27 protein-coding genes and 1 tRNA gene are annotated in these 26,651 nt (G+C 63.9%); 12 read left to right on the top strand and 16 right to left on the bottom strand.

Going from position 1 to position 26,651, the window contains the following annotated elements; translation table 11 throughout:
• Window positions 1-98 precede the first annotated feature (98 nt).
• The gene (locus FDY95_RS25940) at window positions 99-2,441 is read left to right on the top strand and encodes a TonB-dependent receptor (protein WP_138082668.1); all 2,343 of its coding nucleotides are present in this window, start codon (window positions 99-101) and stop codon (window positions 2,439-2,441) included.
• A gap of 66 nt (window positions 2,442-2,507) precedes the next feature.
• Window positions 2,508-2,879: a heavy-metal-associated domain-containing protein gene (locus FDY95_RS25935; RefSeq protein ID WP_138082666.1), complete on the top strand. Its 372-nt coding sequence runs from the start codon at window positions 2,508-2,510 to the stop codon at window positions 2,877-2,879.
• A 106-nt stretch (window positions 2,880-2,985) separates the two neighbouring features.
• Here the strand turns inward: FDY95_RS25935 and FDY95_RS25930 are convergent, their stop codons facing one another.
• Window positions 2,986-3,534 carry a hypothetical protein gene (locus tag FDY95_RS25930; RefSeq protein ID WP_138082664.1) on the bottom strand — a complete coding sequence of 183 codons (549 nt, stop codon included), beginning with the start codon at window positions 3,532-3,534 and terminating at the stop codon, window positions 2,986-2,988.
• A gap of 279 nt (window positions 3,535-3,813) precedes the next feature.
• On the opposite strand from FDY95_RS25930, the gene FDY95_RS25925 reads away from it, so the two are divergent.
• A complete protein-coding gene (locus FDY95_RS25925; RefSeq protein WP_138082662.1) occupies window positions 3,814-4,551 on the top strand; it encodes a LytR/AlgR family response regulator transcription factor in 738 nt (245 codons plus the stop codon).
• Here the strand turns inward: FDY95_RS25925 and FDY95_RS25920 are convergent.
• The 14 genes from FDY95_RS25920 to FDY95_RS25855 form a co-directional block, all read right to left on the bottom strand.
• A complete protein-coding gene (locus tag FDY95_RS25920; protein WP_138082660.1) occupies window positions 4,532-6,637 on the bottom strand; it encodes a tetratricopeptide repeat-containing sensor histidine kinase in 2,106 nt (701 codons plus the stop codon). The genes FDY95_RS25925 and FDY95_RS25920 overlap by 20 nt on opposite strands.
• A 117-nt stretch (window positions 6,638-6,754) precedes the next feature.
• On the bottom strand, window positions 6,755-7,447 hold the full coding sequence (locus tag FDY95_RS25915) for a fatty acid desaturase (RefSeq protein ID WP_246074132.1): 693 nt from the start codon (window positions 7,445-7,447) through the stop codon (window positions 6,755-6,757).
• Window positions 7,448-7,554: 107 nt separating this feature from the next.
• A complete protein-coding gene (locus tag FDY95_RS25910) occupies window positions 7,555-8,403 on the bottom strand; it encodes a 4-hydroxy-3-methylbut-2-enyl diphosphate reductase (protein WP_138082656.1) in 849 nt (282 codons plus the stop codon).
• Between the two features lie 62 nt (window positions 8,404-8,465).
• A complete protein-coding gene (locus FDY95_RS25905) occupies window positions 8,466-9,704 on the bottom strand; it encodes a carboxypeptidase-like regulatory domain-containing protein (RefSeq protein WP_138082654.1) in 1,239 nt (412 codons plus the stop codon).
• A gap of 32 nt (window positions 9,705-9,736) precedes the next feature.
• Window positions 9,737-10,234 (bottom strand): hypothetical protein, encoded by a 498-nt coding sequence (locus FDY95_RS25900; RefSeq protein WP_138082652.1) that lies wholly within the window; start codon window positions 10,232-10,234, stop codon window positions 9,737-9,739.
• 59 nt (window positions 10,235-10,293) lie between these two features.
• Entirely contained in the window at window positions 10,294-11,178 is an 885-nt protein-coding gene (locus FDY95_RS25895) for a phytoene/squalene synthase family protein (RefSeq protein ID WP_138082650.1), read from the bottom strand.
• A gap of 109 nt (window positions 11,179-11,287) precedes the next feature.
• Window positions 11,288-12,850 (bottom strand): phytoene desaturase family protein, encoded by a 1,563-nt coding sequence (locus tag FDY95_RS25890; protein WP_246074131.1) that lies wholly within the window; start codon window positions 12,848-12,850, stop codon window positions 11,288-11,290.
• Window positions 12,851-13,152: 302 nt separating this feature from the next.
• Window positions 13,153-13,668, bottom strand: coding sequence for an RNA polymerase sigma factor (locus FDY95_RS25885; RefSeq protein WP_111478994.1), 516 nt, complete (start codon window positions 13,666-13,668; stop codon window positions 13,153-13,155).
• Between the two features lie 265 nt (window positions 13,669-13,933).
• Window positions 13,934-14,836, bottom strand: a complete 903-nt coding sequence (locus FDY95_RS25880; RefSeq protein WP_138082648.1) for a MerR family transcriptional regulator — start codon at window positions 14,834-14,836, stop codon at window positions 13,934-13,936.
• Window positions 14,837-14,860: 24 nt separating this feature from the next.
• Complete coding sequence (locus tag FDY95_RS25875; protein ID WP_138082646.1) at window positions 14,861-15,361, bottom strand: sterol desaturase family protein; 501 nt, start codon at window positions 15,359-15,361, stop codon at window positions 14,861-14,863.
• A 385-nt stretch (window positions 15,362-15,746) separates the two neighbouring features.
• Window positions 15,747-16,556 carry an enoyl-CoA hydratase/isomerase family protein gene (locus FDY95_RS25870; protein WP_138082644.1) on the bottom strand — a complete coding sequence of 270 codons (810 nt, stop codon included), beginning with the start codon at window positions 16,554-16,556 and terminating at the stop codon, window positions 15,747-15,749.
• Between the two features lie 240 nt (window positions 16,557-16,796).
• Window positions 16,797-19,052, bottom strand: a complete 2,256-nt coding sequence (locus FDY95_RS25865) for a ComEC/Rec2 family competence protein (RefSeq protein WP_138082642.1) — start codon at window positions 19,050-19,052, stop codon at window positions 16,797-16,799.
• Window positions 19,053-19,168: 116 nt separating this feature from the next.
• Complete coding sequence (locus FDY95_RS25860) at window positions 19,169-19,612, bottom strand: GNAT family N-acetyltransferase (protein ID WP_138082640.1); 444 nt, start codon at window positions 19,610-19,612, stop codon at window positions 19,169-19,171.
• 110 nt (window positions 19,613-19,722) lie between these two features.
• A complete protein-coding gene (locus FDY95_RS25855; RefSeq protein WP_138082638.1) occupies window positions 19,723-20,799 on the bottom strand; it encodes a PhoH family protein in 1,077 nt (358 codons plus the stop codon).
• Window positions 20,800-20,944: 145 nt separating this feature from the next.
• Between FDY95_RS25855 and FDY95_RS25850 the strand changes: the two genes are divergently transcribed.
• The 5 genes from FDY95_RS25850 (at window position 20,945) to FDY95_RS25830 (ending at window position 24,376) form a co-directional block, all read left to right on the top strand.
• Window positions 20,945-21,718, top strand: coding sequence for an SAM hydrolase/SAM-dependent halogenase family protein (locus FDY95_RS25850; protein WP_138082636.1), 774 nt, complete (start codon window positions 20,945-20,947; stop codon window positions 21,716-21,718).
• A 115-nt stretch (window positions 21,719-21,833) separates the two neighbouring features.
• A complete protein-coding gene (locus FDY95_RS25845; RefSeq protein WP_138082634.1) occupies window positions 21,834-22,181 on the top strand; it encodes a putative quinol monooxygenase in 348 nt (115 codons plus the stop codon).
• A gap of 97 nt (window positions 22,182-22,278) precedes the next feature.
• On the top strand, window positions 22,279-22,815 hold the full coding sequence (gene hscB / locus FDY95_RS25840; RefSeq protein WP_138082632.1) for a Fe-S protein assembly co-chaperone HscB: 537 nt from the start codon (window positions 22,279-22,281) through the stop codon (window positions 22,813-22,815).
• A gap of 24 nt (window positions 22,816-22,839) precedes the next feature.
• A tRNA-Leu gene (locus FDY95_RS25835) sits at window positions 22,840-22,921 on the top strand.
• A gap of 138 nt (window positions 22,922-23,059) precedes the next feature.
• Window positions 23,060-24,376: a site-specific integrase gene (locus FDY95_RS25830; RefSeq protein ID WP_138082630.1), complete on the top strand. Its 1,317-nt coding sequence runs from the start codon at window positions 23,060-23,062 to the stop codon at window positions 24,374-24,376.
• Between the two features lie 139 nt (window positions 24,377-24,515).
• On the opposite strand, the gene FDY95_RS25825 is transcribed toward FDY95_RS25830, so the two are convergent.
• On the bottom strand, window positions 24,516-24,707 hold the full coding sequence (locus tag FDY95_RS25825; protein WP_138082628.1) for a hypothetical protein: 192 nt from the start codon (window positions 24,705-24,707) through the stop codon (window positions 24,516-24,518).
• A gap of 148 nt (window positions 24,708-24,855) precedes the next feature.
• Between FDY95_RS25825 and FDY95_RS25820 the strand changes: the two genes are divergently transcribed.
• From FDY95_RS25820 to FDY95_RS25810, 4 genes are all read left to right on the top strand, one after another.
• On the top strand, window positions 24,856-25,602 hold the full coding sequence (locus tag FDY95_RS25820; protein ID WP_138082626.1) for a hypothetical protein: 747 nt from the start codon (window positions 24,856-24,858) through the stop codon (window positions 25,600-25,602).
• Window positions 25,603-25,681: 79 nt separating this feature from the next.
• Window positions 25,682-25,921 carry a hypothetical protein gene (locus tag FDY95_RS26890; RefSeq protein WP_246074130.1) on the top strand — a complete coding sequence of 80 codons (240 nt, stop codon included), beginning with the start codon at window positions 25,682-25,684 and terminating at the stop codon, window positions 25,919-25,921.
• The gene (locus FDY95_RS26885; protein WP_246074129.1) at window positions 25,897-26,130 is read left to right on the top strand and encodes a hypothetical protein; all 234 of its coding nucleotides are present in this window, start codon (window positions 25,897-25,899) and stop codon (window positions 26,128-26,130) included. The genes FDY95_RS26890 and FDY95_RS26885 overlap by 25 nt, the downstream gene beginning before the upstream one ends.
• Window positions 26,131-26,306: 176 nt before the next feature.
• Window positions 26,307-26,588 carry a DUF262 domain-containing protein gene (locus tag FDY95_RS25810; protein ID WP_138082624.1) on the top strand — a complete coding sequence of 94 codons (282 nt, stop codon included), beginning with the start codon at window positions 26,307-26,309 and terminating at the stop codon, window positions 26,586-26,588.
• Window positions 26,589-26,651: the final 63 nt, after the last annotated feature.

The raw sequence follows: 26,651 nt of genomic DNA, 5'->3' as shown, positions 1-26,651 counted from the left end.
TCGCGCCGCCAGGGCGGTACCCGCGGGTGCGCCCTGGTCCCATCAGCTCGACCGTAGCTGGTGCTCAACCGCCGGAAGAATTCTAACTTTCTGACCTCATGGCCGCTACTTTGCGAAGCTGCGTGCTGCGCGCCCTGCCCCTGCTCACGCTGGGAGCCGCGCCCGCCGCCTTCGCCCAATCATCCGCCGCCCCCGCCCGGGGCGAAGTCACCGACGGCGCCACCCGCGCCGCGCTGCCCGGCGCCGTGGTGCGCTGGCTCGGCACCGACCAGGCCACCACTACCGACGAGCGGGGCCTGTTTGTGCTGCCCTACTCTACCAAAGCCACCTCCGACCGCCTCGTCGTCAATGCCCTCGGCTACCGCGCCGACACGGTGCAGGCCGGGCCCTACGTGCGCATTGCGCTGAAAGCCAACGCCGAGCTGCAGGAAGTCGTCATCACCGACCGGGCGCCGAGCTACTCCTCGCTCACGCCCACGAATACCCAGGTCATCAGCAGCCGCGACCTGACCAAGTCGGCCTGCTGCAACCTGGCGGAGAGCTTCGAAACCAACGCCTCAGTGGAAGTCACGACCACCGACGCAGCCTCCGGAGCCAAGCAGATTCAGCTGCTGGGCCTCGATGGCAGCTATTCCCTGCTAACCGTCGACAACCTGCCGGCGTTGCGCGGGCTGTCGTCGCCGTACCGGCTGAACTACCTGGCCGGGCCCTGGATAGAGAGCATCGACATCATCAAGGGCATGGGCTCGGTGGTCAACGGCTACGAGTCGATTTCGGGGCAGGTGAACGTGCGCCTGAAGGAGCCGGAGAAGACTGACCGGCTCTTGTTCAACGCCTATGTCAACGACTTCGGCAAGTTCGACCTGAACCTGAACACCTCGGCCCGCATCAACGCGAAGTGGAGCACGGCCCTGCTGCTGCACACCGACCACCTCGGCACCCGCGTCGACCGGAATAAAGACGGTTTCCTGGATTTGCCGCTGGCCACCCAGTACAACGTGCTGAACAAGTGGAAGTACAAGTCGGGCAAGGCCGTGGTGAGCGAGTGGGGCATGGGCGCCCTGCGCGAAACCCGGCAGGGCGGGCAGGTGGATTTCCGGGCCGATGACGCCAGCAACGCGGCGTACGGCATCACCCAGCAGACCACCCGCTACACGGCCTACGGCAAGACCTCCTACACCTGGCCCACCAAGCCCTACCAGAGCCTGGGCCTGCTGGTATCGGGCACCAGCCACGACTTCCAGTCGAGCTACGGGGCCAGCACCTACGGCGTGAGCTTCGACTACACCCACGACCCGGACCACGCCGGGCACTTCCGCCCGCAGCGCCAGTACAACGGCCTGCAGCGCACCGGCCTGGCCACCCTGCTGTTCCAGAGTGCCATCGGCAACACGGCCCACGTGTACCGCCTCGGCGCCAGCTACCTCTACGACGACTACCAGGAGCACCTGCGCACCGGCTTCCGCGCGGGCGAAACGGCTGCGCAGGAGCGGCTGCGCAGCCTGCGCGCCCGCACCGAGCGCGTGCCCGGGGCCTTTGCCGAGTACACCTACCAGAACTCCAAGAACCTGACCGTGGTGGCCGGGGCCCGCGCCGACTACCACAACCTCTACGGCTGGTTTCTGACCCCGCGCCTGAACGTGAAGTTTGACGCCACCCAGAGCACTGTGCTGCGCCTGGCGGCCGGTCGGGGCTACCGCGTGGCCAACCCCATTGCCGAAAACACCGGTATGCTGGTAAGCAGCCGCCCCTTCAGCGTGGCCACCGATTTGCAGCCGGAAAAGGCCTGGAACGTGGGCGGCAGCTTCTCGCAGTACTTCACGGTGGCGGGTCGGCAGGCCACCTTCGTGGTCGACTACTACCACACGCTGTTCCAGAACCAGGTGGTGGCCGACCCCTACACGGTGCCGTCCCTGCTGCTGATCCGCAACCTGGAGGCCGGAGGCCGCTCCTTCTCGCGCAGCTTCCAGGCCGAGGTGCAGGTGGAGCCGCTCAAGGGCCTGCAGGCCAAGGCAGCCTATAAGTGGCTGGACGTGAAAACCACCTACGGCGGCGAGCTGCTGCCCAAGCCGCTCACGCCCCGGCACCGCCTGTTTGCCAACCTCAGCTACGCCAGCGCCTTCGACAAGTGGCGCGGCGACCTGACGGCCCAGTGGTACGGCCGCCGCCCCTACGCCCCCGGCCTCATGCACCAGCACGACGCCGGCAGCCCCGACAAGGTGCTCTACTCGCCGCGCTACGCCACGCTCAACGCCCAGCTCACCCGGGCCTTCAAGCGACTGGACGTGTACGCGGGTGTGGAGAACCTGACCAACTACCGCCAGCGCAACCCCATCGACGCGGCCGATCAGCCCTTCGGCCCGACCTTCGACGCGGCCATGAACTGGGGGCCCATCTACGGGCGTTTGACCTACGTGGGCCTGCGCTTCCGTCTGGAATAGTTATTGCCAACGCCCGGTGGCCCGCCGCGGCCGGGTATTTTCTTCTTGCTTGACTTCTTTGCTGATATGAACCTCTTCCGCTCCCTTCTGCTGACTTTCTCGGTTGTTTTCACCGCCGCCGCTGCCCAGGCCCAAACCGCCCCGGCCGCCAAAGCCAAGCCCGGCACCGAGCAGGTGCAGATCAAAACCTCGGCCGTGTGCGACATGTGCAAGGCCCGCCTCGAAAAGTCCCTGGCCTACGAAAAAGGCGTGCAGTCGGCCCTGCTCGACGTGCCCTCGCAGGTGCTGACAGTGACCTACCGCGCCGACAAAACCACGCCCGAGGCCCTGCGCGCCGCCGTATCGGCCACCGGCTACGACGCCGACGCCACTGCGGCCAACGCCAAAGCCTACGACCGGCTGCCCGACTGCTGCAAGAAAACCAACGCCGTACACTAAGCCCAGCCGCTGACTAGCGGGCACACCATCAACCTACTGCGGCGGGCTGGCCGTTGGAGCAGCGCTCCGACGACCAGCCCGCCGCTGGCGTTTCGCGGGGGCAGCTTTAGGTCAGAGCCGCCATCTGGGTTTCGAATTCAAGCTGCAACCGCAGGGGCAAGGGCCGGTTGAAGCGCCGTCGGTGCGTGCCCGACAGCTCCAGCGTAAACCAATCGGCCCGCAGGTAGTCGAGCAAGTTCACGCGGCCCTGAACCTCCATTTCGATGTGGTCGGGCTGAATGTCTTCCTCATCGAAAACGGCTAGCAGCGCCTTGCGGCTCTGCGTGGTGATGAAACAGTTGCCGCTCGACAGCGCCGCCAGCGCGGAGCGGTGGTGCGCCCGGCCGCTGGGATGGGCCGGGGGCAGCAGCTCCAGCCGCGCGGCGCGCAGGTACAGCGCCACCACGCCGGGTTGGGTAAGCGGGCCGAGGCACTCCAGATTGCCCGGCAGGGTCGCTTCGATCAGGTATATCTGTTCGAGCGAGGGGTCGATGCGCAGTTTAACGGAACGCGTCCGGATGGTAGAGGCCAGGGGCCGGGGCCGCTCGCGGCGCGCAATCGTCAGCGCCACCCCTAATACCACCGGGGGCGGGGCTGCAGTGCTGAGCTGAGCCATGGGACAGAAAAGGGTAAGCGTGCAACAGGGTAAGCAGCAGGAAGTGGAGTACAAGTCGCAGATAATCAGCGGTGATTACCACGTGGCCGGGTGGTGTCGGCGGGTCATTCTCTATTTACGCAAAACTTGTCACCTTAATTGCTTAAAATGAAAAAACCTTTGCCCGGGGGTCGACCAACTACCTCTGGCAGTCGGTCAACTGACATTCTTTGGGGGATGAACTAGCGTGGGCGGTGCCTGCTTAGTATATTCACCGCCGTTCTTGCCGCTCTACCGCCCATGAAGATTTCTTGCTTGCTTCTCGATGATGATCCGTTGGTGTTGGACCTGCTGCAGGCGTACGTGTCGATGACGGACGTGCTGGACGTGAAGGCCACCTTTACGGACCCGTTGGAGGCGCACAGCTACCTGCTCGAAAACCCCGTGCAGGTGCTGTTTTCGGACGTCACCATGCCCCACCTCTCGGGCCTCGACCTGGTTCGCTCCTTGCACGAGCCGCCGCTGGTAGTGCTGATGACGGCCTACCCCCAGTACGCCATGGAAGGCTTCAACCTGGACGTGTGCGACTTCCTGCTCAAGCCGATTTCGCTCGACCGTTTCCTGAAAGCCGTTAACAAGGTGGCCGGGCTGCTGCGGGCCAGCCAGGCCCCGCCCGCCGGCGCCGACGACCTGCTCTCCGGCTGGGGTTCCTTCTTCATCCGCACCGATTCGCAGTTCGTGCGCCTGCACTACCGCGAGGTGCTCTACATCGAAGCCCTCAAGGACTTCACCAAAATCAACACCGTGGATGGGCGCACGCACCTGACCCTGGTGAACCTGAAAAACATCGAGGAGCAGCTGCCGGTGGGCATGTTCGTGCGCACGCACCGCTCCTACCTCGTCAACGCGGCCCGCATCGAGTCACTGAGCAGCCAGGAGGTGAAAGTGGGCGGCCGCGCCCTGCCGCTGGGCCAGACTTACCGCGACCAGGTGACCGAGCGCGTGGTGAACAAGGCGCTTATTCGGCGACAACACTAGAGGCAACACTAGGCCCCGCTCCCAGGGAGCGGGTACGGGCCACCGCCGCATCGGGGGCCGGGGCAGCAGACGGTTCCGCCGCCAGTACGGTGAAGCGGAACGTCGAGCCCCGGCCCTCTTCGCTCTCGAAGCTGAGCTGGCCGCCGTTGCGCTCCACGAAGTCCTTGCAGAGGCGCAAACCCAGGCCGGTGCCCTTCTCGCGGGCCGTGCCCAGGGTGGTATGGTGGCCCGCCTCGCCGTAAATCTTGGTGTAGTCGGCCGGGGCAATGCCCACGCCGGTGTCGCGCACGCTCACCTGCCACCACTTGCCCTGCCGCTCGGCCGCGAGCGTGACGGTGCCGCCCGAGGGCGTGAACTTAATGGCGTTGGAGAGCAGATTGCGCAGCACCAGGCGCGTCATGTTCAGGTCGGCGCGGGCGGGGTACTCCTCGCGCAGATGATTGATTACCAGAATATTCTTGCGCTCCGCGTCGCCTAGCAGCAGCGAGAGGCATTCCTCGGCAACGGCATCGAGACGAAAGTACTCGGAGCGCGGCCCGCCGCCCTGCATCTGGGTGGCGGCCCAGTTGAGCATGTTGTCGAGCAGGCGCAGCGTGGTGTCGAGGGTACGGGTGAGGCGGTCGGTGTGCTGGGCCATCTTCTCCTGCGAGAGGCTGCCGAGCGACAACAGCGTCATCAGCGAGTACAGGGAGCTGAGTGGGCTGCGCAAGTCGTGCGAAATCACCGAAAACAGCGTGTCCTTGGTGCGGTTCAGGCGGTCCAGCTCCTCCTTCTGCCGGCTGATGGCGGCGTTTTGGCGCTCCAGCAGCAGGTTGATGCGCAACTGCTCCTTGCGGCCGCGGTAGAGGGCGGCCACCGTCAGCAGCAGCAGCACGGTGCCCACGGCCAGCACGTTGCGGGCCAGCTTCTGCCGGCGCAGGTTGGCTTCCTGCACTTCCCGCTTTTTGATGAGCAGCTGAATTTCGCGCTCCTTCTTCTCGGTTTCGTAGCGCGTGCGCAGCTCGGCCACCTGCTCGGCGCGGCGCTCGGCGGCGGCGCTGTCCTGCAGGCTCACGTAGCGCGACAATGCCGCCAGCGCCGGGGCCACTTCGCCGCGCTGCCGGTAGAGGTTCGACAAGCTCTGGTAGACCTGCCCGAGGCGGGCCTTGCTGCCGGCCCGCTGCACCAGGGGCTGGGCGCGCGCGAGGTACCGCTCGGCGGTTTCGGCGTTGCCCAGGGCCACGTTGCCCCGCGCCAGCGACTCGTAGAGCGTGGCCTCCAGCTCGGCCGGCGGCGCGTGGCGCGGCAGCTGGCCCAGGGCGCGGGTGTAGTAACCGAGGGCCACTTCCTGGTTGCCGACCACGGTGGCGTAAGCCTCGCCCGCGCTGTGCAGGGCGTAGGCCACGCCCACGCTGTCGTGCAGGGCGGTGGACTGCTCGGCGCTCTGGCGCAGGTAATAAACGGCCCGGCTAAAGTGGTGCTGCTCCAGGTGCATGCGGCCGATGGCGTGCAACGTCACGGCGGCGCTGCGCAGATTGCCCAGCCGCTGCCAGATGCCATAGGCACGCTGGTAGCCGTTGAGGGCAGCGGCCCAGTTCCGCTCACTGGCGTAGAGGTCGGCAAGGTGCTCGTAGGTGTGCGCTTCGGCCGTGGCGTCGTGCAGGCTGCCGAACTGCTTCAGGGCCTGCACGTAGCTGACGCGGGCCCGCCCGGTGTCGCCCTGGGCGAAGCGCACCCGCCCGAGCAGCAGCCAGGTGTCGGCCGTGGGCTTGCCAGCCTGTTGGTAGAGTCGCAGGGCTTTTTGGGCATGGCCCAGAGCCTGGTCGTAGCGCTGCAGGTGCAGCAACGCGGTGGCCACGCGCGCGTGAGCGGCGGCGGTAGTGCCCGCCGAGCCACCCGTAGCCAGCTTCAGCTCGCGCCGGGCAGCCTGCAGCGACTCCGGCTCGGCCGAAGTCAGCGGGGCGTAACGCAGGCTGCCGGGCAGCCCCACCTCATCGTCATCGTCACGAACCTCGGCGCGCGCGGCGGGCGCCAGCAGCCAGCCCAGCAGCAACAGCCAGCCCAGCAGGCGGTAACGGCAGAGCGTATGGCGAAGGGTTGCGGGCATGTCGATTCGGGCCTGGACGGGAGTCCAAAACACTGGCTTCTTCTTTGGCTACCTAAAAATAGGAAAAAAGAAGGACAATCGACTTTTGCCGCGTCAGCTATTTGCTAAGCTCAGCCTTCATTTGGTCCGCCAAAGCCGCCACCACGGTAAATAGGGCTGGTCGTGGTGCTCGTAGTGGTAGCCGAAAAAATAACAGCTGACGAAGGCCCACAGGTGATGCGGCAGCTGCGTGCGCGACTTGTGCGGGTTGTCGGGCGCATGTTCCCCACGATGGGGCAGGTACGTCCCAAAATAGAATAATTGCACCGTAGCAAGAACGGCCGGCACCATCCAGAAGGCAATGACGTTGCCCATCGGGAAAAAATACTTTAGCACGTTGTAGGTTACGGCCATCAGCAGCACCTGCCAAACGGTAATGTAGTTGCGCGCAAACCGCAGCAGCCACGGCAGAAACGCCTGGCGCTGACCGTCGTGAAAATCGGGGTCAGCGGGAGTGGCCACGTGGCGGTGGTGGGCGTGGTGGCGGGGCAGCAGGCGCGGAAACCAGTTGTAGGCAAACAGCAGCGCCCCGGCGGTACCGATGGCATTGTTGAGCCGCTTATTGGGGCTGACCACGCCGTGCATGGCATCGTGGGCGGTGATGAAGAGGCCGGTGTAGAGGTGGGTCTGCAGCAGCAGCAGCAGGTAGGGCGCGGGCGTGCGCCAATCGGGCCGATAGAAAGCTAGCAGGAACGTCAGCAATGCCGACCAGCAGACGATAATCAGGCCGGCCACTGCCACGCCCCGCCAACCCAGCGGCGCGGGTTTCACCCGCGGTGGATGAGCGAATGAGTGAATGAGTGGATCCTCGTTCACAGCAGCGCCAGCGTTGATTTTTTCTTCTACTTCCCTCATTCGCTACTCACTCATTCACCGCCTCACAGGCGCAGCAAGGCGTCGCGCACGTCTTCCATTAGCCACATGGGGGTGCTGGTGGCGCCGCAGATGCCCACCGTCTGACCGGGCCGGAACCACGCGGCGTCCAGCTCGTCGACCTTGGAGATGAAGTGGGTGTTGGGGTTGGTATCCTTGCAGGCTTGGTAGAGCACCTTGCCGTTGGAGCTTTTCGTGCCCGACACGAACATCACCTGGTCGTACTCGGCGGCGAAACGACGCAGCTCCAGGTCGCGGTTCGAGACCTGACGGCAGATGGTGTCGTTGGCCGACACCTGGTAGCCGCGGGTTTCCAGCTCGTTTTTGATGCGGTAAAACGAGTCGGTGCTCTTGGTGGTCTGGCTGTAGAGCGTGATGTTGGCGGGCAGCTCGTGGCGCAGCAGCTCGTCGAGGTTCTCGAACACCACCGCGTCGCCGCGGGTCTGGCCGAGCAGGCCCTGCACCTCGGCGTGGCCGTGCTTGCCGTAGATGAAAATCTTGTCCTTCCGGTCGTAGCTGGTCTTGATGCGGTTCTGCAGCTTGAGCACCACCGGGCAAGAGGCGTCGATGAGCGTCAGGTCGTTCTGCAGGGCCATCTGGTAGGTGCTCGGCGGCTCGCCGTGGGCCCGGATGAGCACTTTCTCGCCGCGCAGCCCGGCCAGGGTGGCGTAGTCGATGATGCGCAGGCCACGCTTTTCCAGCCGCTCCACCTCTTCGTCGTTGTGCACGATGTCGCCGAGGCAGTACAGATACCCCTGCTCGTCGAGGATGTCTTCCGCCATCTGGATGGCGTAAATCACCCCAAAGCAGAAGCCGGAATGCGGGTCGATGCGGACGCTGAGATTGAGCGACATGGTGAGAACTTAACCGCGTAGAAAGAGAGAAGGTTGCAGGATAACGAAAGGCGGAAGCGGAGTCAGAGGCGGCCGAAGACCCGGCGGCCTTCGAAGTCGCGCACCACCCGCTCTTCGACGGGGCTGGCACGGATGATTTCGTTGTCGCGCCAGAACTGCGGGTTGTAGCGACGCTTGCGAATCTGCTGCAAATCGTTGGTTTGCTGGCTCATGGCGGCGTACGACTGCCCTTTCAGCCGCGGCGTGAGCTGGTACACTAGAAAGTACGAGGACACGTGGACATCCTCAGTGAAAGCCTCGCGCACCAGAAACTGCATATCCAGCTCGGCCCGCTTGCTGGCCAGGCGGGTGAGTGAGTCGGCCACGGGTACCAAGTCGGTGGTCAGGTGCAGCATGGCGCCCTCCTGGCTGGCGCCCGGGCCTTTCGCGCCGCCGGTGTTGAGCATGGCGTCGGCGGGCAGCAGCAGCTCCAGGCGGTGCAGGGCGGCAGTGGCCGGGTCGATGTAGAGCTTGCCGGTGGCAGCGGTGGGCGTGCCGGCGGGCGGCGCGAAGCTCACCACGGCCAGCTCACGCTCCTGCTCGGTCAGGTAGGCGTCGAGCGAAAACGTGCAGACCTGGAGGCCGGCCGGGCTTAGCGGCAGCAGCAGGCGGCTGGGCTTGTCGGCGGCCGTCTGAAACAGGGGCAGCAGGCGGGTAATGGCCGAAAAGTTGGTGAAGTCGACACCGCCGGGCGTATAGGCGAAGCGGGCCTCGCCCAAGTCCCATCCGTCGATTTTCTGCGGGGAAAAGCGGATATCGGCGAAGGCGTCGAAAAACTCGCGGTACTGCCCGGCCTGACTGGTTTTCTGGCGGTAAAAGCCCTTGCCGTAGTAGGTATCGGCCTGGTGGCGCAACAGCTTGGCGTAGGCGCGCCGCACCAGGGCCGTGGCCTGCTCCCGGCTGCTGACGCGCACCTCGGGCAGGGCTACCACGCTGGCCGGCAGCGTGACGGTGAGCGGCTGCCCGCCCGCGGGCACGGCCGCCGTGGTGCGCTGGTACCCCACGCCGAACACTACCAGCTGCGGTGCCGGGGCGGCCAGCCGCAGCCGGAACTCGCCCACTTCATTGGTCGCCGTGCCACTGCTGCCGTCGGGCAGGACCACGCTCACGAAGGGCACCGGCTGCTGCTTTTCATCCACCACTCGCCCCTGCACCACCAGTCCCTGGGCGCGTAGGCCCGCCGCACTGCCGAGGCCGAGCAGCAACAGGCTGCCCAGGCGCCGCAACGCGGTAGCGGGTTGGTGAATTGAGGTAGTGGTCATGGTGTGGTTCGGGAGGCGGCTTGTCAAAAGGTTTATATCGGCAGTTGACGCACGCGGTGGGCCTGTTCGTCGCTGAGGTGCTTCCCCTGCACTAGGTAGTCGCGCACCACCTGGAAGGCTTCCGCGTCGAGGCCGGAGCGCGGGTGTTCCAGCAGCGTTTGCACCAGCAGGCCCTTGTCTTCCTGCACGTGCTTGCTGGCGCCGAGGAAGCTGGGCAGGTTGCTTTCGATGCTGAAGCGCAGAAAGCGGATTTCGGGGTGCTTGGGGTCGAGGCGCACGGCGTGGTCGAACAGGCGGCCGGCCGTCTTCACCCGGTCGAGCTTGTCGAACAGCCCGCCGGTGTGCTTGGCCAGAATGGCTTCCGACGCGGCTTTGTAGGCCAGCACCACGGCGTTGTCGGCCGTGTACTGGCTCATCAGCTCGTGGAAGCGGCGACTGGCAGCTTCGTCGTGGGCGGCCTGGCGGTAGTGGCGGCGCAGGGCGGGCAGCGCGTAGGGCGAGTGGGCGTCGGTATCGGCGGTAGAAAGCACGGCGGTCAGGCAGGTAAGCAGTAGCAACGCTGGGTCAGTGAGGTTGGGGGCGGCTTGGGTTAGAGGGCACGCAGGCGGTAGCGGAAGTACGAGCCGAGCAGCAGCAGCAGCTTGGTGTTGTCGGGCACGCGCACGCGGCCGGCCAGAATACGGGCGGCGGGCAGCTGGCGGATTTTGTCGAAGAGCTTGAGGTAGTACACGTAGGCGAGGTACACGCCCAGCCGGGCCGTGCGCGGCAGCGCGCAGATACCCTCGTAGCCGGCCTCGAAATCGGCCCGGATGTCGTCCTCGATGGCGCGCTTGGCCGCGTCGTCGAAGGCCTCGTAGCGCAGGCCGGGGAAGTACACGCGGCCCCGCTCCTCGTAGTCGGAACGCAGGTCGCGCAGGAAGTTGATTTTCTGGAAAGCCGCCCCCAGGCGCCGGGCCGGGCGGCGCAGGCGCTCAAACTCGGCCTCGTCGCCCGCGCAGAACACGCGCAGGCACATCAGCCCCACCACCTCGGCCGAGCCGTAGATGTATTCGTCGTAGAGCTGCTGGTCGTAGTCGATATCCTCCAGATCCATGGCCATGCTGTGCAGAAAGGCCTCGATAAAGTCCTTGTCGATGCCGTAGCGGTGCACGGCCAGCTGGAAGGCGTGCAGCACCGGGTTCATGCTGAACTGCTCGTCGATGGCGCGGTAGGTTTCGTCGCGAAACTCGCGCAGCAGGGCCGCCTTGTCCCGGTCGTGGAAGGTGTCCACGATTTCATCGGCCCAGCGCACGAAGCCGTAAATGGCGTAAATGGCCTCGTGAAAGCGCACGTCGAGGGTGCGGATGCCCAGCGTGAACGAAGTGCTGTAGCACTGGGTGATGCGCTTGCTGCAGGCCAGACTGGCCCGGTCGAACAGGGCCACGTGGTCCACGACGGGCGGCGGCGAAACGGCGGGTGGCGGCAGAGTGGCCATGCGGGGTGTTGTTGGTGTGGGCTGCTAGCGCCCGCCGCCACGGCGGCAGGTGAAAGACAAGGCAGGTAAGAACTGGCTGCGGACCGGGTGGGGAAGCTTGCGCCGCGCGTCAGCGCTGACTATAAGATACGGGATTCAGCCCGCTTGCCGGCGCCGCCGGAGCTGGGGCCGCCGGTTTGGGAACCGGGTATTCCTTCTCCACCTCCCCGGCCACCACCTGCCCCGAAATCAGGGACGGCGGCACGCCGGGTCCGGGCACGGTGAGTTGGCCGGTGAAGTAAAGGTTGGCGACTTTGGGGCTTTTCAGCGAAGGTTTCAGAATAGCCGTCTGGCGCAGGGTATTGGCCAATCCGTAGGCGTTGCCCTTGAAGGCGTGGTAATCGGCCACGAAGTCGCGGTGGGCGTAGCTGCGCTGGTAGGTCACCCACTCGCGCACGGGCTGGCCGGTGTGGCGCTCCAGCCGGGCCATTACCATGTCGAAGTAACACTGGCGGGTGGCCTCGTCGTCGCCGCTGATGCCGGGCGCCACGGGGATGAGCAGGAACAGGTTTTCCTGGCCCGCGGGCGCCACCGAAGGGTCGGTTACGCTGGGCACGCAGGCGTAAAACAGCGGCTTGGCGGGCCAGCGCGGCGCCTCGTAAATCTCGTGGGCGTGCTGGTTGAAGTCCTCGTCGAAGAACAGGTTGTGGTGCTCCACGCCGTGCAGTTTGTGCTTCAGCCCCACGTAAAATAGCAGCGACGAAGGCGCCATCGTACGCGTATCCCAGTACTTGGGCGAGTAGTGCCGGTGCTCGGGCGCCAGCAGGTGCTGCTCCACGTGGTGGTAGTCGGCCCCGGCCACCACCACGTCGGCGGCGTAGCGGCCGGCAGCGGTGCGCACGCCGGTAGCGCGGCCATCTGCCACCTCGATTTCCTCGATTTCCTGGTTGTACTCGATGCGCACGCCCTGCTCCTCGGCCACCCGCACCATAGCCTTCACGATTTCGTGCATGCCGCCCAGCGGGTACCAGGTGCCCAGCACCAGGTCGGCGTAGTTCATCAGCGAGTACAGCGCGGGCGTGTTCTGCGGCGTGGCGCCAAGGAAGAGCACCGGAAACTCCATCAGCTTCACCAGCTTGGGGTTCTGAAAGAAGCGGCCCACATGGCGGCGCATGTTGGAAAGCAGGTCCAGCCGCACCGCATCTACCAGCAGACGCGGGTCGGCAAACTCGCGCACCGAGCGGCCGGGCTTGGTCACGAATTTGCCCATGCCCACTTCGTACTTGTAGCCGGCCTGGGCCAGAAACGCGTCGAGGCGGTGGCCGGCGCCGGGCTCCAGCTGCTCGAAGGTGCGGCGCAGCGCGTCCATGCCCGCGGGCACCGGCAGCACGTCACCGGGGCCGTAGATGACCTGGTACGAAGGGTCGAGGCGCACTAGCTCGTAAAAGTCGGCGGGGCGGTGGCCGAAGCGGGCGAAGAACTGCTCGAACACGTCGGGCATCCAGTACCAGCTCGGACCCATGTCAAAGGTGAAGCCCTGAGCCTGAAATACCCGGGCGCGGCCGCCGGGGCCGTCGTTTTTTTCCAGCACCGTCACCGCGTAGCCGCGCTGGGCCAGGCAGGCCGCGGCGGCCAGGCCGGCAAAGCCGGCACCGATAACAATAACCCGGGGAGCGGAAACGGAAGGAATCAAGTGGGGCGGCGGGGTGAAATGGTCGTGGTAAGCTACCGATTGCGGCAGGACTTTGTTGCGCTGGCTGGGCAATTATTGGTAGGATTTCCCATTAAATCTTCTTAACCCAACACCTTGCTGGCCATTGACAGGATTCTCAGTACGCCATCAGAGGCCAATATTAGCTCCAACAAAGATTGATACCATACTACCCGTCTGCTTTGCCAGCCCGGGTAGCGGCCACGAAAAAGGCCGCAAGCCACGGCCTCCTTGAGGTTGCAGCTTGCGGCCCGTAACGCGCCCGGCGTAGTTACTCCTTCCCCCTACGCGCCGGGTGCGTAGACCTTAAGGGCATCTTTCAGCTCCTTGCGGGCAATGTGAATGCGGTTCTTGACGGTACCAATGGGAATTTGCAGCTTCTCCGCAATTTCCTGGTACTTGTAGCCGATGTAGTACATCATAAACGGCGTGCGGTACTCGTGGCCGAGGTGGGCAATGGCCTCGTTGATGTCCGTCACCACGAAGTCCGACTGGGCGCCGTTGTGGGTGATGTAGTTTTCGTCGGTATTGAAGTACTGGAAGTACTCGGTGGTGTCAATGTGGCTATTGCGCTTCGTTATCTTGTTGTAGTTGTTGATAAACGTGTTGCGCATTATGGTGTAGAGCCACGCCTTGAGGTTGGTCCCGGTCTTGAACTTCTCTTTGTTCAAGAGGGCCTTCAGCAGCGTTTCCTGCACCAAGTCCTTGGCATCATCGGCGTCGCGGGTCAGGTTCATGGCCGCGGGCCGGAGTGAGTAGGAAATCTTCTGTACTTGGTCGGTGAATTCCAGGGAAGTCATACAGCCTGTTTAACGTTTGGTGACCAAAAGCTAAACAAACATACGAAAGAACTCCCTAAGCATACGGTCACCCCCACTTTTATTTGCCCGGTTTCGGCCAAGACCCCGATATAGTCGGCAAACGGGCTAATTTATCCGGTGAATGCGTAAAGTACCGCCACGAGTGGTTTCTTGAGCCCTATTTGGCCGTAAACTTATAATAACAACCTGAAAGCAAGATATTTACACTGAATTCACACGAAATATCTACGCAACAAAACGCCGACTAACCGGCCAGCTCCACCGCCGTCAGCTGGTCTACGAGCCCGATAAAGTCGGTTATGCGCTCCACGCGCCGGAAGCCGGGCGGCAGCACCACGTCAGGCTGGTGAACGAGCGGGCCGTAGAGCACGAAGTCGATGTCGGCGCAGAGGTGGGCGAGCTTGCCGAGGAACTGCGGCAACTGGTCGCGCTCGGGCACCGTGGTGAGCACCGTGGCCACGTGCTGGGGCCGGTAGTGTTGGCACACTTTGGCCAGCTCGCAGATGGGCAGGTTTTGGCCCAGGTACAACACCCGGAAGCCGCGCACCCGCAGCAGGTAGTTCATAAACAGCAGCGCCAGCTCGTGCAGCTCGCCTTCGGGCAAGAACAGCACCCAGCGCGGCGCCTCGTCGTGCTCCGTGATGGGCAGCGCGTCGGCGGCGGCCAGCAGCTTCTGGCGCAGCAGGTGAGTGGCCAGATGCTCCTGGGCCGGGTTCAGGCTACCCGTTTGCCAAAGCACCCCCACTCTGTATAGAAAAGGGTACACGATGTTCATCACCGTAGCCTCGAAGCCAATTTCCTCGGCCGCGTGCGACAGCACGCAGCTCAGGCGCCGCTCGTCCATGTCGAGGGTAGCGGTGAGCAGGGCGGTAATCTGGGGGTTGAACTGGTGCGGGTCGTCGCAGCAGGCGGCCACGGCGCGGCACAGCTCCTGCTCTGAGAGGCTGGCCACGTGCGAGATGCGGTGCCCCCGCTCGCAGAGCGTAGCGACGTTGAGCAAGCGGCGCAGGTCCGAGTCGCAGTACGTGCGGATGTTGGTGGCGGTGCGCTCGGGGCAGAGCACGCCGTAGCGCTGCTCCCACATCCGGATGGTGTGCGCCTTGATGCCCGAGAGGCTTTCCAGGTCCTTGATCGAAAACTGTCCCACGATAATCGGGTGGTAATAGGTGGGCTAAGTGTTACGAGGCGAGGAAGCGGTTCCGGCGGCACGCTTGGCAGCCTGTCGGCGGGCCAGGGCGAAGAAGCGGGGCGACACCCACAGCAAACCGAATTCCTCGCTTCCGTCGCGGGCGGTGGTCTTGTGGTGGATTTTGTGGGCCATGTTCAGGGCCCGCAGGTAGGCACTGTCGGCGCGTTTCCAGAAGCGCAGGCGGCGGTGAATCAGCACGTCGTGCACCAGGAAATACACGGTACCGTAGGCGGCAATGCCCGCCCCTACCCAGTAGCGCCAGTCCTTGCTGGCGCCGCCGTACACCATCAGCAGCACCGAAATGGCCCCGTAGAACACGAACGAGAGGTCGTTGCGCTCGAAGCGGTGCGGGTGGCGCACGTGGTGCGAGCGGTGCACAAACCACAGCGGGCCGTGCAGCACGAAGCGGTGCATGAACCACGCCACGAATTCCATTCCCAGAAACGTGAGCCCGGTAAGGGCCAGACCGGCAGGCAGATTCATGAGGGGCTAACCGCCGATGCGCGCAGATGTTTGCAAACCCCGCTGCGCCCGGCCAAAATGAACGGTTCGAAACCGGAAGATACGCAGCTCAACAGCAAAAAGTAGCACCGCCGGCGGTACTGACTTGGCATCCAGCGGGATATAGTGCCCGTGAGAGGCTAACGGTACTACCGGCCGTCATTGCGAGCGAAGCGCGGCAATCTTTCCTCTAATAGCACCGCCGCTACAGTACTTACTGACCGAAACGACACCGCCCGAAACTGTGCAATGACAGCTTCGGGCGGTGGGCATTTCAGCGGCGGCACACTAGCCAGGACCGATTGCTTCGCTTCGCTCGCAATGACGCTGATGCCGCCGTGCTCCGGTGCAGCCAGCAACTGCTAGGCTAGTTCCAGGTAATCTTCTCCTTATTCAGGAAAGCCGAGATGCCGCGGCGGCAGTCGTCCGAGCCGCGGGCTTCGGCGTTGAGGCGGGCGGCGTAGCGCAGGCCTTCCTCCAGGGGCAATTCGGGCAGGCGGGCAATCATTTCCTTGGTCACCTCCATGCTCTGGGCCGAGTTTTCGACGCAGAGGCGGCGGGCGAAGCGGTACACGTGCATGGCCAGCTCGTCGGCGGGCACCACCTCGTTGATGAGGCCGTAGCCCACGGCTTTGTCGGCGCCGAATACGTCGCCGGTGAGCAGCAGCTGCTTGGTGCGGGCCTCCCCGATTTTGCGCAGCAGGAATACGCTCACGATGGCCGGCAGGAATCCAATTTTCACCTCGGTGTAGCCGAATTTGGCTTCGGGCACGGCGAAGGCGAAGTCGCAGAGCGTGGCCAGGCCGCAGCCGCCGGCGAGGGCGTGGCCCTGCACCTGGGCAATGACGATTTTCTTGAGCGTGTAGATCTGGTGAAACAGTTGCATCAGGTGCGTGGAGTCGGCCAGGTTCTCGTTGTAGCCGAAGCCCTGCAGCTCCTGGATGTAGGCCAGATCGGCGCCGGCGCAGAAGGCCGGGCCCTCGGCACGCAGCACGATGACCTTGCAGGTCGCATCGTTTTCGGCGTATTCGAAGGCAAGTTTCAGCTCCGAGACGAGCTCCGAGCTAAGGGCGTTGCGTTTTTCGGGGCGGTTGAGCGTGATGAAGCCGATGGAGTCATTGGCCTCATAGCGAATGTACTGCAACGCTTCGAGCTCCTGGGTAGCCATGTCTTCCATGAGTTGTTGCGTGGTCGGTGTGGTGGAGGGCCCGGCGGCGCGTTGTTCTCCCGACCGGAGAAATGGAGCCCGAACGGCCCGGTGCGCGGCAGTGGCCCGGAAAGGGCGTGAGTCAAACCTAACAAAAATGATGCGACAATGAAAGAAGTCAAGGCCGCATTGCGTCGGTTTGGGAGAATGTACGGAGTAACAAAGAATTTGGACGGCGGCGCCCACCAGATACTCGGCCGCAATCGGGCTTTAGTTGCCCGCCCCCGGCCGCACGACTTCCACCCAGGCGCCCTGCATGGTCACGTCGTGCACGCGCAGGCCCGCAGCCTGCAATTGGGGCGTGAGCTGCTCCACGTACCAGCGCCGGCACGAGGAATCGAACACGTACACCGGCCGGGTGCCAAAGGTGGCCCGCAGCTGCTCGGGCCACACCCGGGCGTTGCGGCGCAGCACCACCACGTCGACGGCCGCCGGGCGCTGGCCCTGCCACAGCCGCCCGTGCACCCAGGCCACGCGGCGGCCGTGCCAACTGAGCAGCACCGGGCCGCGCCGGGGCAGGGCACGCACGGCGGCGGCCGTGGTGTCCCAGCCGGCCACGTAGCGCACCGCCCGGTTGCCGCGCCCGATTAGGCCGGGCAGCACGCGGTAGGTTTGCTCGGTGTTGTTGAGCGGCAGGGAATCGGGCGTCATCACCAGGGCCGCGGCCCCGTCGTGCAGACCCACGGCCGAGCGGCGCGGGATGCTGTAGATGATCAGGCGCTGGTCTTGGGCAGTTTCGCGGGCTTCGGCCACGCGGCTGTAGGCGAAGCCCACGGCCACCGCCACCCCCGCGCCCAGCCACACCAGCCGCCGCCACGCCAGAAACGCCAGCCCGGTACCGATGAGCAGGTAGAGCAGCCAGGTTTGGGCGGGGGTGAGGTGAATGCCCTGCACCAGGGCGCCGGGCAGGGAGCGGCCGACCAGGATAATGTATTCGTTGAAGCACCAGATCAGCCCCTGAAACACCCAGCCGATGCCCTTCGGCACCCAGAGCAGCCAATCGGCGCCGGTTTGGGCCGCCAGCCATTCCATCGGCAGCGCCACGGCTTGCAGCAGCAGCCCTACGTACAGCGCCACCGAGGAAATCGGCACGGCTATCAGGTTCGAGAGCAGAAAGTTGAGCGGAAACTGGTGGAAGTAGAACAAGCCCAACGGAAACGTGGCCACCTGCGCGGCTATCGACAGGGCAATGGCCTGCCAGATCCCGTCGAGCGACCAGCCGAGGGCAAGCATGAGTTTCTGCTGCCGCTTCGACTGCCAGGGGCGCTTTTTCTTGGCCATCCACTCCTGCGCGTCGATTTTGTCGCCGATCAGCGGCTGCAGGTACACGATGCTGAGCACGGCCAGAAAGGACAGCTGAAACCCCACGTCGACCAGCAAATAAGGGTCGTAGAGCAGCAGGCAGAAAGCGGCCACCGCGAGCGTGTTGTACATGTTGCTCTGCCGGCCGGAAGCCTTGGCCACGGCCACGAAACTGAACATTACCGCCGCCCGCAGCACCGAAGCCGACAGGCCCGTCAGGAAGGCGTAGCTCCAGATGACCAGCAGCCCCAGCGCCGCCGACCAGTACCGAAAGCCGCGGGTGTGGCCGAAGAAGCGGCGCAACCCGATTTGCAACACCGCAAACAGCAAGCCCACCTGCAGGCCCGACACGGCCATGATGTGGGTGGTGCCGGTGCTGGCGTAGGCCTGCTTGGTTTCGGCGTCCACGTCGTCCTTCAGGCCCAGCACCAGCGCGTCGGCAATGGCAAACTCGCGCGGGGCCGTCACATAGCGCCGGAACACGCCGTCGAGCCGCCGGGCGCACTGCATGCTCCAGAGGCGCAGCCAGCTGGGCGGCGCCTGCCCGATGATGCGGTACTGATCGGGGTGAATGAACTGCTGGTGGTAGATCTGGTGGTAGGCCAAGTAGCGGCGGTAATCGAACTCGCCGGGGTTGAGCGGGGCCTTGGCCGGGGCCGGGGCCCCGCGCACCAGCCATACGTCGCCGTAATGCGGGGCGGCCACTTCGGCCTCGTAGCGCGGAATCGAGACGCGGATGCCGCCCCGCGCCGGCCGCCACTGCCCCGCCACCCGCACGGCCGACACGCGCAGCGTGTTGGCAAAGGTGTTGGGGCGCACCACCGGCCCGTCGTCGACCACGGCGCGGTAAAACTCGATATCGGGCTGCTGGTAGAGGTGGTCGGGCTGGCGGCTTTCGGTGGCGTGCTGAGCCACGGTGGTGCCCGCCAGCACCGTCACCAGCAAGCCCAGCACACCCACGGCATCGTTCAGGCTGGGCACGTTTCGGCGCACGGCCCACCGGTGCGCGGCCAGAAATAGAACCACCGCGCCGGCCAGCCAGGGCAGCAGCTCCGGCAGCGCATTGGCCCGGTAAAACCAGATGATGATGCCGGCAATCAGCGCCAGCACGAGGCGCACGGCCGGATGGGTAGCCCACGGAATGGTAGTGGAACGGATAGCCATCAACGAATCGAAACAAAAAATCCTAACCCGGTAATCACCGCAGCAGCAGCAGGGACCGAGTTAGGAAAATTCTTGTACGCAGGCAAGCGCCAGGTTACTTCACCAAGCGTTGAGGGCTACGATTTTGGCCGCACCCAGCGCATTTTGTAGTGCTCGATGCCGGCTTCGGTGAACTGCTCCCCCAGCGTTTCGAAGCCGTGGCGCAGGTAGAAATTCACCGCCGTCAACTGCGCGTGCAGGTACACCTCGGCGTCGGGGTGTTCGGCGGCCACGTCGCGCAGCACGGCGTGGAGCAAAGCGGCGCCCACCTGATGGTTGCGGTAGCCTTCGAGCACGGCGAAACGCTCCAGCTTCACGCCATTCTCAGTCACGCGCCAGCGGGCGGCGCCGCAGGGCGTACCGTCGGCGGTGCGGGCGAGGTAGTGCCGGGCGTCGGTTTGGTCGTGCTGGTCATGCTCCTTTTCGGCCGGCACGCCCTGGCCTTCCACGAAGACTTCGTGGCGGATGGCAAAGGCGGCTTCGCGGTCGGCAGGCGCGGTAATTCGGTGGGCGGTGGTCATCAGTAGCGCAGTGGAAGACGGCTTGAAAGTAATGGTGCCACGACTTTTGAGCCGTGGCACCACCTGGTTAGTCGTTTACGAAATCGGGCAAGCCGACTCTACGCCGCCATTTAGCTCTGCTCGTGGTTAACGGGCAGCTCGTCGGCGGGCAGGTCCTCGGCCTGGTCGGCGGGGCGCTGGCCGGGCTGGTAGTAGCGGGCCGGGCGCACCGGCCGCTCGGCCTGGGCACGTTGCTGGTCGGCGTCATGCTTGTCGTAGGCCAGCACGATTTGCTTCACCAGGCGGTGACGCACCACGTCCTCGGCCGACATTTCCACGAAGGCAATGCCGGGCACGTCCTGGAGGATATCCAGCGCCTGAAACAGGCCCGACTTGATTTTCGTCGGCAAGTCCACCTGGCTCCGGTCCCCGTTCACCATCACCTTCGCGTTCGGGCCCATGCGGGTCAGAAACATCTTCAGCTGCGAGGGCGTGGTGTTCTGGGCCTCATCCAGCAGCACGAAGGCGTGGTTCAGCGTCCGGCCGCGCATATAGGCCAGCGGGGCTATTTCGATGGTCTTGTTTTCGAGATAGAACTTGAACTTCTCCGGCGGCAGCATGTCCTCCAGCGCGTCGTAGATCGGGCGCAGGTAGGGGTCGACTTTTTCCTTCATGTCGCCGGGCAGGAAACCGAGGTTTTCACCGGCTTCCACCACGGGGCGCGAAATGATGATTTTCTTGACCTCCTTGTTTTTGAGCGCGCGCACGGCCAGGGCCACCGAAATGTAGGTTTTGCCCGTCCCGGCCGGCCCGAGGGCAAACACCAGGTCGTTCTTGTTGACGGCATCCACGAGGCGCTGCTGGTTGGCCGTTTTGGCCTTGATGACGCCGCCCTTGGCCCCGAACAGAATCACGTCGGGCGAGGAAGCCAGGCGGGCATCCTGCATTTCCTCGTCGGAAGCGCCCACGTACTGGGCCACGGTTTTGTCCGTCACCTGCCCGTATTCGTGGTAGTGCTCGATCAGCGAGGAAAGGATGTCGTTGATGCGCTGGATGACGGCCGTCTGGCCCTGGATTTTTATTTCGTTGCCGCGCGAGATGATTTTGCTGCCGGGAAAGGCAGCGGCCAGCTGGCGGATATTCTGGTTATCGGGCCCCAAGAAGTCGATGAGCGACACATTCTCGAGCGTGATGACTTTTTCGACCAAACTAATTAGGAGAGTAAACGCCTAAGGCGCAGTGGTGGGAAGAAAAGAGCCCGTAGCGAAAAGCGGTCAGTCCGGGCCGAATGCCTACTTTTGCCGCCCCACGGGTGGGTAAAACAATAGTACGCATTCTTCTTAGAAACGGCGAATGGCGCTGATTACGTTCCTCTCGGACTTCGGCTACCGCGACCATTACGTGGCCGCGGTGAAGGCGCGCCTGCTGCGCCTGGCCCCCGCCGTGCCGGTGCTGGACATCACCCACGCCATCGAGCCCTTCAACGTGGCCCAGGCCGTGCACGTGCTCGGGGCCGTGTTTGCCGACTTTCCGGAAGGCACGGTGCACCTGATCGGGGTGGATGACCACGGCGTGGGGCGCCGCGGCTGGCACGCGGCCAGCTGGCGCGGGCACCACTTCGTGGCGGCCGACAACGGCATCCTGACCCTGCTCACCGACGCGCGCCCCGACGATTTGGTACAGCTGCCTACCCCCGCCGAGTGGCCCGCCTCCCCCACCCGCGACGTGCTGGCCAGCGCCGCCGCGCACCTCGCCCTGGGCCGCCCGCTCACCGACCTTGGCCCGCTGAGCACCGAGCTCTACCAGTTGCTCAACCGCCAGCTGCGCCTGCAGGACCACCGCATCACCGGCCACGTGGTGCACGTCGACCACTACGGCAACCTCATCACCAACATCACCCGCGAGGCCATCGAGGCGGTGGGCCACGGGCGCTCCTGCACCATTCACTTCGGTCGCGAGGCGGTGCGCGGCGTGGCCCGCCACTACCAGATGGCCGACCCCGGCGACGCCGTGTGCGTGTACAACAGCCAGCAGCAGCTCTGCATCGGCGTCAACCAGGGCCACGCCGCCGAGCTGCTCGGCCTGCACTTCGACTCACAGGTGGACGTGCGGTTTCCCCAGGAATAGGTGAAATGGTGAGGTAGTGAACTGGTGAGTGTCGTTCTATTTGCGCGAAATGCGCGATGCCGCGCCTCCCGAACATCAAACTCACCAGTTCACCACCTCACCATTTCACCAGCTTATGCTAATAAGAATCGTGCGCATGACGTTCCGGCCCGAGGCCGTGGCGGAGTTTCTCGACGTGTTCCGGGCCTCCGAGGACCGGATTCGGCAGCAGCCGGGCTGTCGGCACATGGAGCTGTGGCAGGACGCCGAGCAGCCGCACGTGTTCTGCACCCACAGCCACTGGGACTCCGCTGCCGACCTCGACGCATACCGCCGCTCCGCGCTGTTTGGCGAGGTGTGGCCGGCCACCAAAAAGCTGTTTGCAGCGCCCCCGCTGGCGTTTTCGGTGAACCCGGTAACGGCCGCTACGGCCCAGCTGCCGGCCGCCCCGGCCCCACTCTCCCCGCCCGATTCGGTGCTGTAGCCCGCAGCGCCGCCGGCCGCCGGCTTCGGCCGTCCGGGAGCTTTTCCCGTTGATGCTGTTTTACCTTTCGCGGCCCGTTTGCGCCGCGCTTCCCCGCATGCAGCCCGATTACTTCGCCTTCTACGACCTGCCCGAGAGCTTTCTGCCCGACGAAAAAGCCCTCAAGGCCAAATACTACGCCCTGAGCCGGCAGTACCACCCCGATTTCCACGCTACGGCCGCGCCCGAGGAGCAGCGCCGCGTGCTGGAGCTATCGACGCTGAACACCAACGCCTACCGCACCCTTAGCCACTTCGACCTGCGCCTGCAGTACGTGCTGCAGCGCCACGACCTGCTGGAAGAAGGCAAACAGGAGCTGCCCGCCGATTTTTTGATGGAGGTGATGGAGCTGAACGAGCAACTGATGGAGCTGGAGTTTGAGCCCGATCCGACCGTGGCCGCCCAGGTGCAAACCGAAGTGGAGCGGCTTGAGAATGAGCTGGAAGCCGAAGCCCGCCCGGTGCTCGAAGGCTACGCCGCCCTGCCCGCAGAGCAACGCCCGGCCGCCCTGCTGCAAGTGCGCACCTACTACCTGAAACGGCGCTACCTGTTGCGCATCCGCGAAAGTCTGGCTAAGTTTGCCACCCGATCCTGAACAACGGTCCGCGTTGTTCCTCTTGCCCAGATGGCGGAATCGGTAGACGCGTTGGTCTCAAACACCAATACCGCAAGGTGTGCCGGTTCGACCCCGGCTCTGGGTACTAAGAATTACTGACGGAAGGCCCTAAAACCTGCTTAGCAATACGCAAAAGCAGTTTTTAGGGCCTTTTTGCGTCCGGGACTTTTTGGATTTACAACCATTTGCGGCCGCATTTGTGTCACCAAATCTGTCACCAAAAATGACCATCAAATTCGTCCTGCGGGAAGACAAAGCCGACAAAAACGGGCTGGTCCCGGTGTTCATCGATGCCACGTTTGAGGGGCTGCGCCTGCGTTGTTTCACCCGCGAAAAGTGCTTGCCCAAAGAATGGAACGCTGACAAGCAGCGGTTCCGGAAAGGAAAAACAGGGGCTGAAGAAGCCAACAACGTGCTCGACGCTATTGCCGAGCGGGTACAGAAGCGCTACCGGGACCTGCGCACGGCGGGCATCCCTCCTACCCTGGCGCTGCTGCGCGACGTAATTAACCCGGCCGCGGCGAAGCCGGAGCAAGGCATGGCCGAGGCCATGACAGCGTTTATTGAGGTGCTGCGCGGGCGGGGCTACGCCCTCAACACGCTGCGGCATTACGGCACGGCCCGCAACCACTTGGCCGCATTTCTGGCTTCAGGGAAGCGCAAGAAAGTCAGCGTGGCGGATTATGACGGCGCCGTTCACGACGAATTTGTGAAGTACCTGCGCACCACGTGCGGATTGAGTGCCAATGGGATTTACACGGTGCTGAAAGACGTGAAAACCTTTCTGCGGCACGCCCAGGACGAGCGGAAGCAAAAGCTGGGGCTGGAGCTGAAGCGCGTGGAAGTGCGTTATGCCGATCAAGCCAAAACTTACCTGACTGGGGCCGACCTGGCTGCTCTTGCCGCGGTAAAGCTGCCCAAGACCCTGGAGCCGACGCGGGACGTGTTTTTGTTTTGCTGCTATACGGGCCTGCGCTACTCGGACGTATCGGCGCTGCATGGTGGCAACCTGCATGCCCTGGGGGCTAACGGCGACGGGGACCGGGTACTACGGCTGGTGCAAACCAAGACGCGGGCGACGTTGAGCATCTACCTGAGCCGATTGGCAGCGGAAATCCTGGATCGGTACGCGGCGGCGGAACGCTCGGGGGAGGGTGCCAAGCTGCTGCCGGTGCTGGCCAACCAGCCGATGAACCGTTACCTGAAGAAGATAACGCAGCTGGCGGGCCTGACCCGATTGGTGGAAGTGGTTAGCACGGCCGGCGGCAAGGTGGAGAAAGAAGCAGTGCCGCTGCACGAGCTGGTAACCATGCACACCGCCCGGCACACGTTTGCCGTGCAAAGCCTGCTGCGCGGCATGCCCGTGGCGGTACTGCAACGGGTAATGGGCCATGCTAAGATTCAGAACACGATGAAGTATGCCCAGGTAGTAGAAGAGCTACAGCACCAAGCCATGCGGGCCGCCTGGGATGGGCCGGCCAACCAGAGCAGTCAAGACGCACCGGACGGGGCTGTCTGCTCGGTTCTGGCAGCTGCCTGATACAGCAGCGTTATACCCAACACAGCCCGCTGCGGATCAGTCCTCGGCGGGCTGTTTCATTTGGTTGCTACCTTGGCTCGTGGTGCCTTCGTGGTGGCTTTGTCCTGGCTTCGAGCCGGGCGCCGACCTCAGTGTATGCTTACGTATTCAGGGCGGTGCTGACCTCGGCAACGTCGAGGCCGGTGTAGGCGCAGAAGTCCTGCACGGTTACCAAGGCGCCCTGGGGTTTTCCGGCGGCCTGGCGGGCGCGGCGCAGCAGGCGCTTGGCCGCGTCGTAGCTGCGGCCGGTGAGCGTGGCCACGTCTTTGGGATAGAGGCAGATACGTGGCATGGCGTTGTAGTGGTGTAAGAGGGGTTAAATGGGGCAACTAGCGAATATCAGCAAAAATAGTTGCACAACTTTGATTTACACCGGTGCCGATAAACCTGCTACGCGGTTCCGGTCAGCAACTTTTTTTCACCCAAACCCTTTTTCTACAATGGCACAACAAACCGGAATTCTGGGGTTGCGTGGCACGGTGGGCGGGTTGGTGTTCCGCAAAGACGGCTCGGTGGCCCAAAAGCCGGCGAGCAACAAAGCGGCTTTCGCCAACAAGGCCAGCATGGAGCGCACCCGCGAAAACGCCAACGAGTTCGGCCTGGCGGCCAGGTACAGCAAGCTGCTGCGCGACGCGCTGCGCGTGGCCATTTCGGCGGCCAGCGACAGTCAGGTGGCGGCCCCTCTCACTAAGGTGATGCGTGAGGTCATTGCGCTGGACGACACCAACGACCGAGGCCAGCGCGTGTTCGACGCGGCCAACTCCGCCCCGCTGCTGGGCTTCAACTTCAACGGTGCGGCCGGCATCGGCCAGACGATGTACTTCCCCTTCGAGGTGACGGGCAACGGCGCCGACGTGACGCTGAGCATCCCGGCGCTTATTCCCGTCAGCGACATTGCATCTCCGCAGGGCGCAACGCACTTCGAGGTGGTGTTTGCCGCCGCCGAGCTGGACATGGAAGCCTTTACTTTCAAGGGGGCTCCTGTGGCGGTTCCGCTGGGTGTGCTGCCGATCAACTCCGCTCCGCTGGCCAACCAGCAAGTGGTGGCCACGTTCCCGGCCGCGCCGGCCGCGGCTTCCCTGGGGGTGGGGGTAGTCGGCATCAACTTCTACCAGCAAGTGAACGGCAAGTTTTACCCGCTCAATAACAACGGCACCAACCCGCTGGCCATTGAGTACGTGGCATAAGCGCGCTGCAACCTAGTAGAAGCGGCCGGCTGGCAACGGCCGGCCGCTTTGTTTTTCCACCCTCTAACCAACTTTTCTTATGCGCCTATCGGCGTATCAAACCCAATACAAGCGGCGCATGAAGCGCGCCATCAGCCAGCGGGCATCGGCCGATAAGAAAGCCCGGCGCTACGCGCAGCTGCTGGCCGACGCCCTCACACTGGCCGGCAGTGCGGCCGCGCAGATGAACGCGCTGAACCAACTCTACAACGTGGACGTGAGCACGCAGACGCTGCTGGTGCACGACCTGCACTGGTGCACGACCTGCAGCAGCTCGTGATGCCGGCGCAGCTTACCGGTATGCTCGGGCAAAGCACACCTGGCGAAGAGGTCGTACTGTTCAACCAGATTCCGGACGGGAACGGTGGTCAAGCGTTGCCTGCCGACCGGCTGTTTGGCGAGGCAGTGGCCGGTACACCCTTTACTCCATCCCAGCCAGTGGAAACCGACACGTTACAGTCCGGAAGGTCGATAGTGGTGGACGGTTAAACAGCATAGAATTTTCTAACTCTTAAACGAAGAGCCAGCTTCTAATAAGGAGCTGGCTTTCTTGTCATAGTTATCCGAGATACTTAGGAATAGTTTTGTCGAGACGTGTGCCTCTCTTGGTCAGGTGCTCGTGAATTACTAAACTGCACCATTGACACTATTTTTTCCACTATCACATGAGTACACCGGCGCAAGCGGCGGAGAATACCATTGGTTTGAAGGGCATAGTCGACCTGATAGACCTTAATTTTTTGGTGCCACAATACCAGCGGGGGTACCGCTGGACCAAGACGCAGGTCATCGAACTGCTGGAAGACTTATTGCATTTCAAAGAGTCAGCCCCCCCTAACACGTTCTATTGCCTACAGCCGGTGCTGGTGAAACGCAGGGGGGACCAGTGGGAAGTAATAGATGGACAGCAACGGCTTACCACTATTTACATTCTAGCGGTGGTCTAATACATGGTGCATCGTCGATTATGCTCGTCAATGACGAGTTGAATGCGGACGTGGTGCATGGCC

Source organism: Hymenobacter jeollabukensis (assembly GCF_005771675.1).
Taxonomy (GTDB): domain Bacteria; phylum Bacteroidota; class Bacteroidia; order Cytophagales; family Hymenobacteraceae; genus Solirubrum; species Solirubrum jeollabukense.
This window is presented reverse-complemented; position numbering and strand designations above follow the sequence as displayed.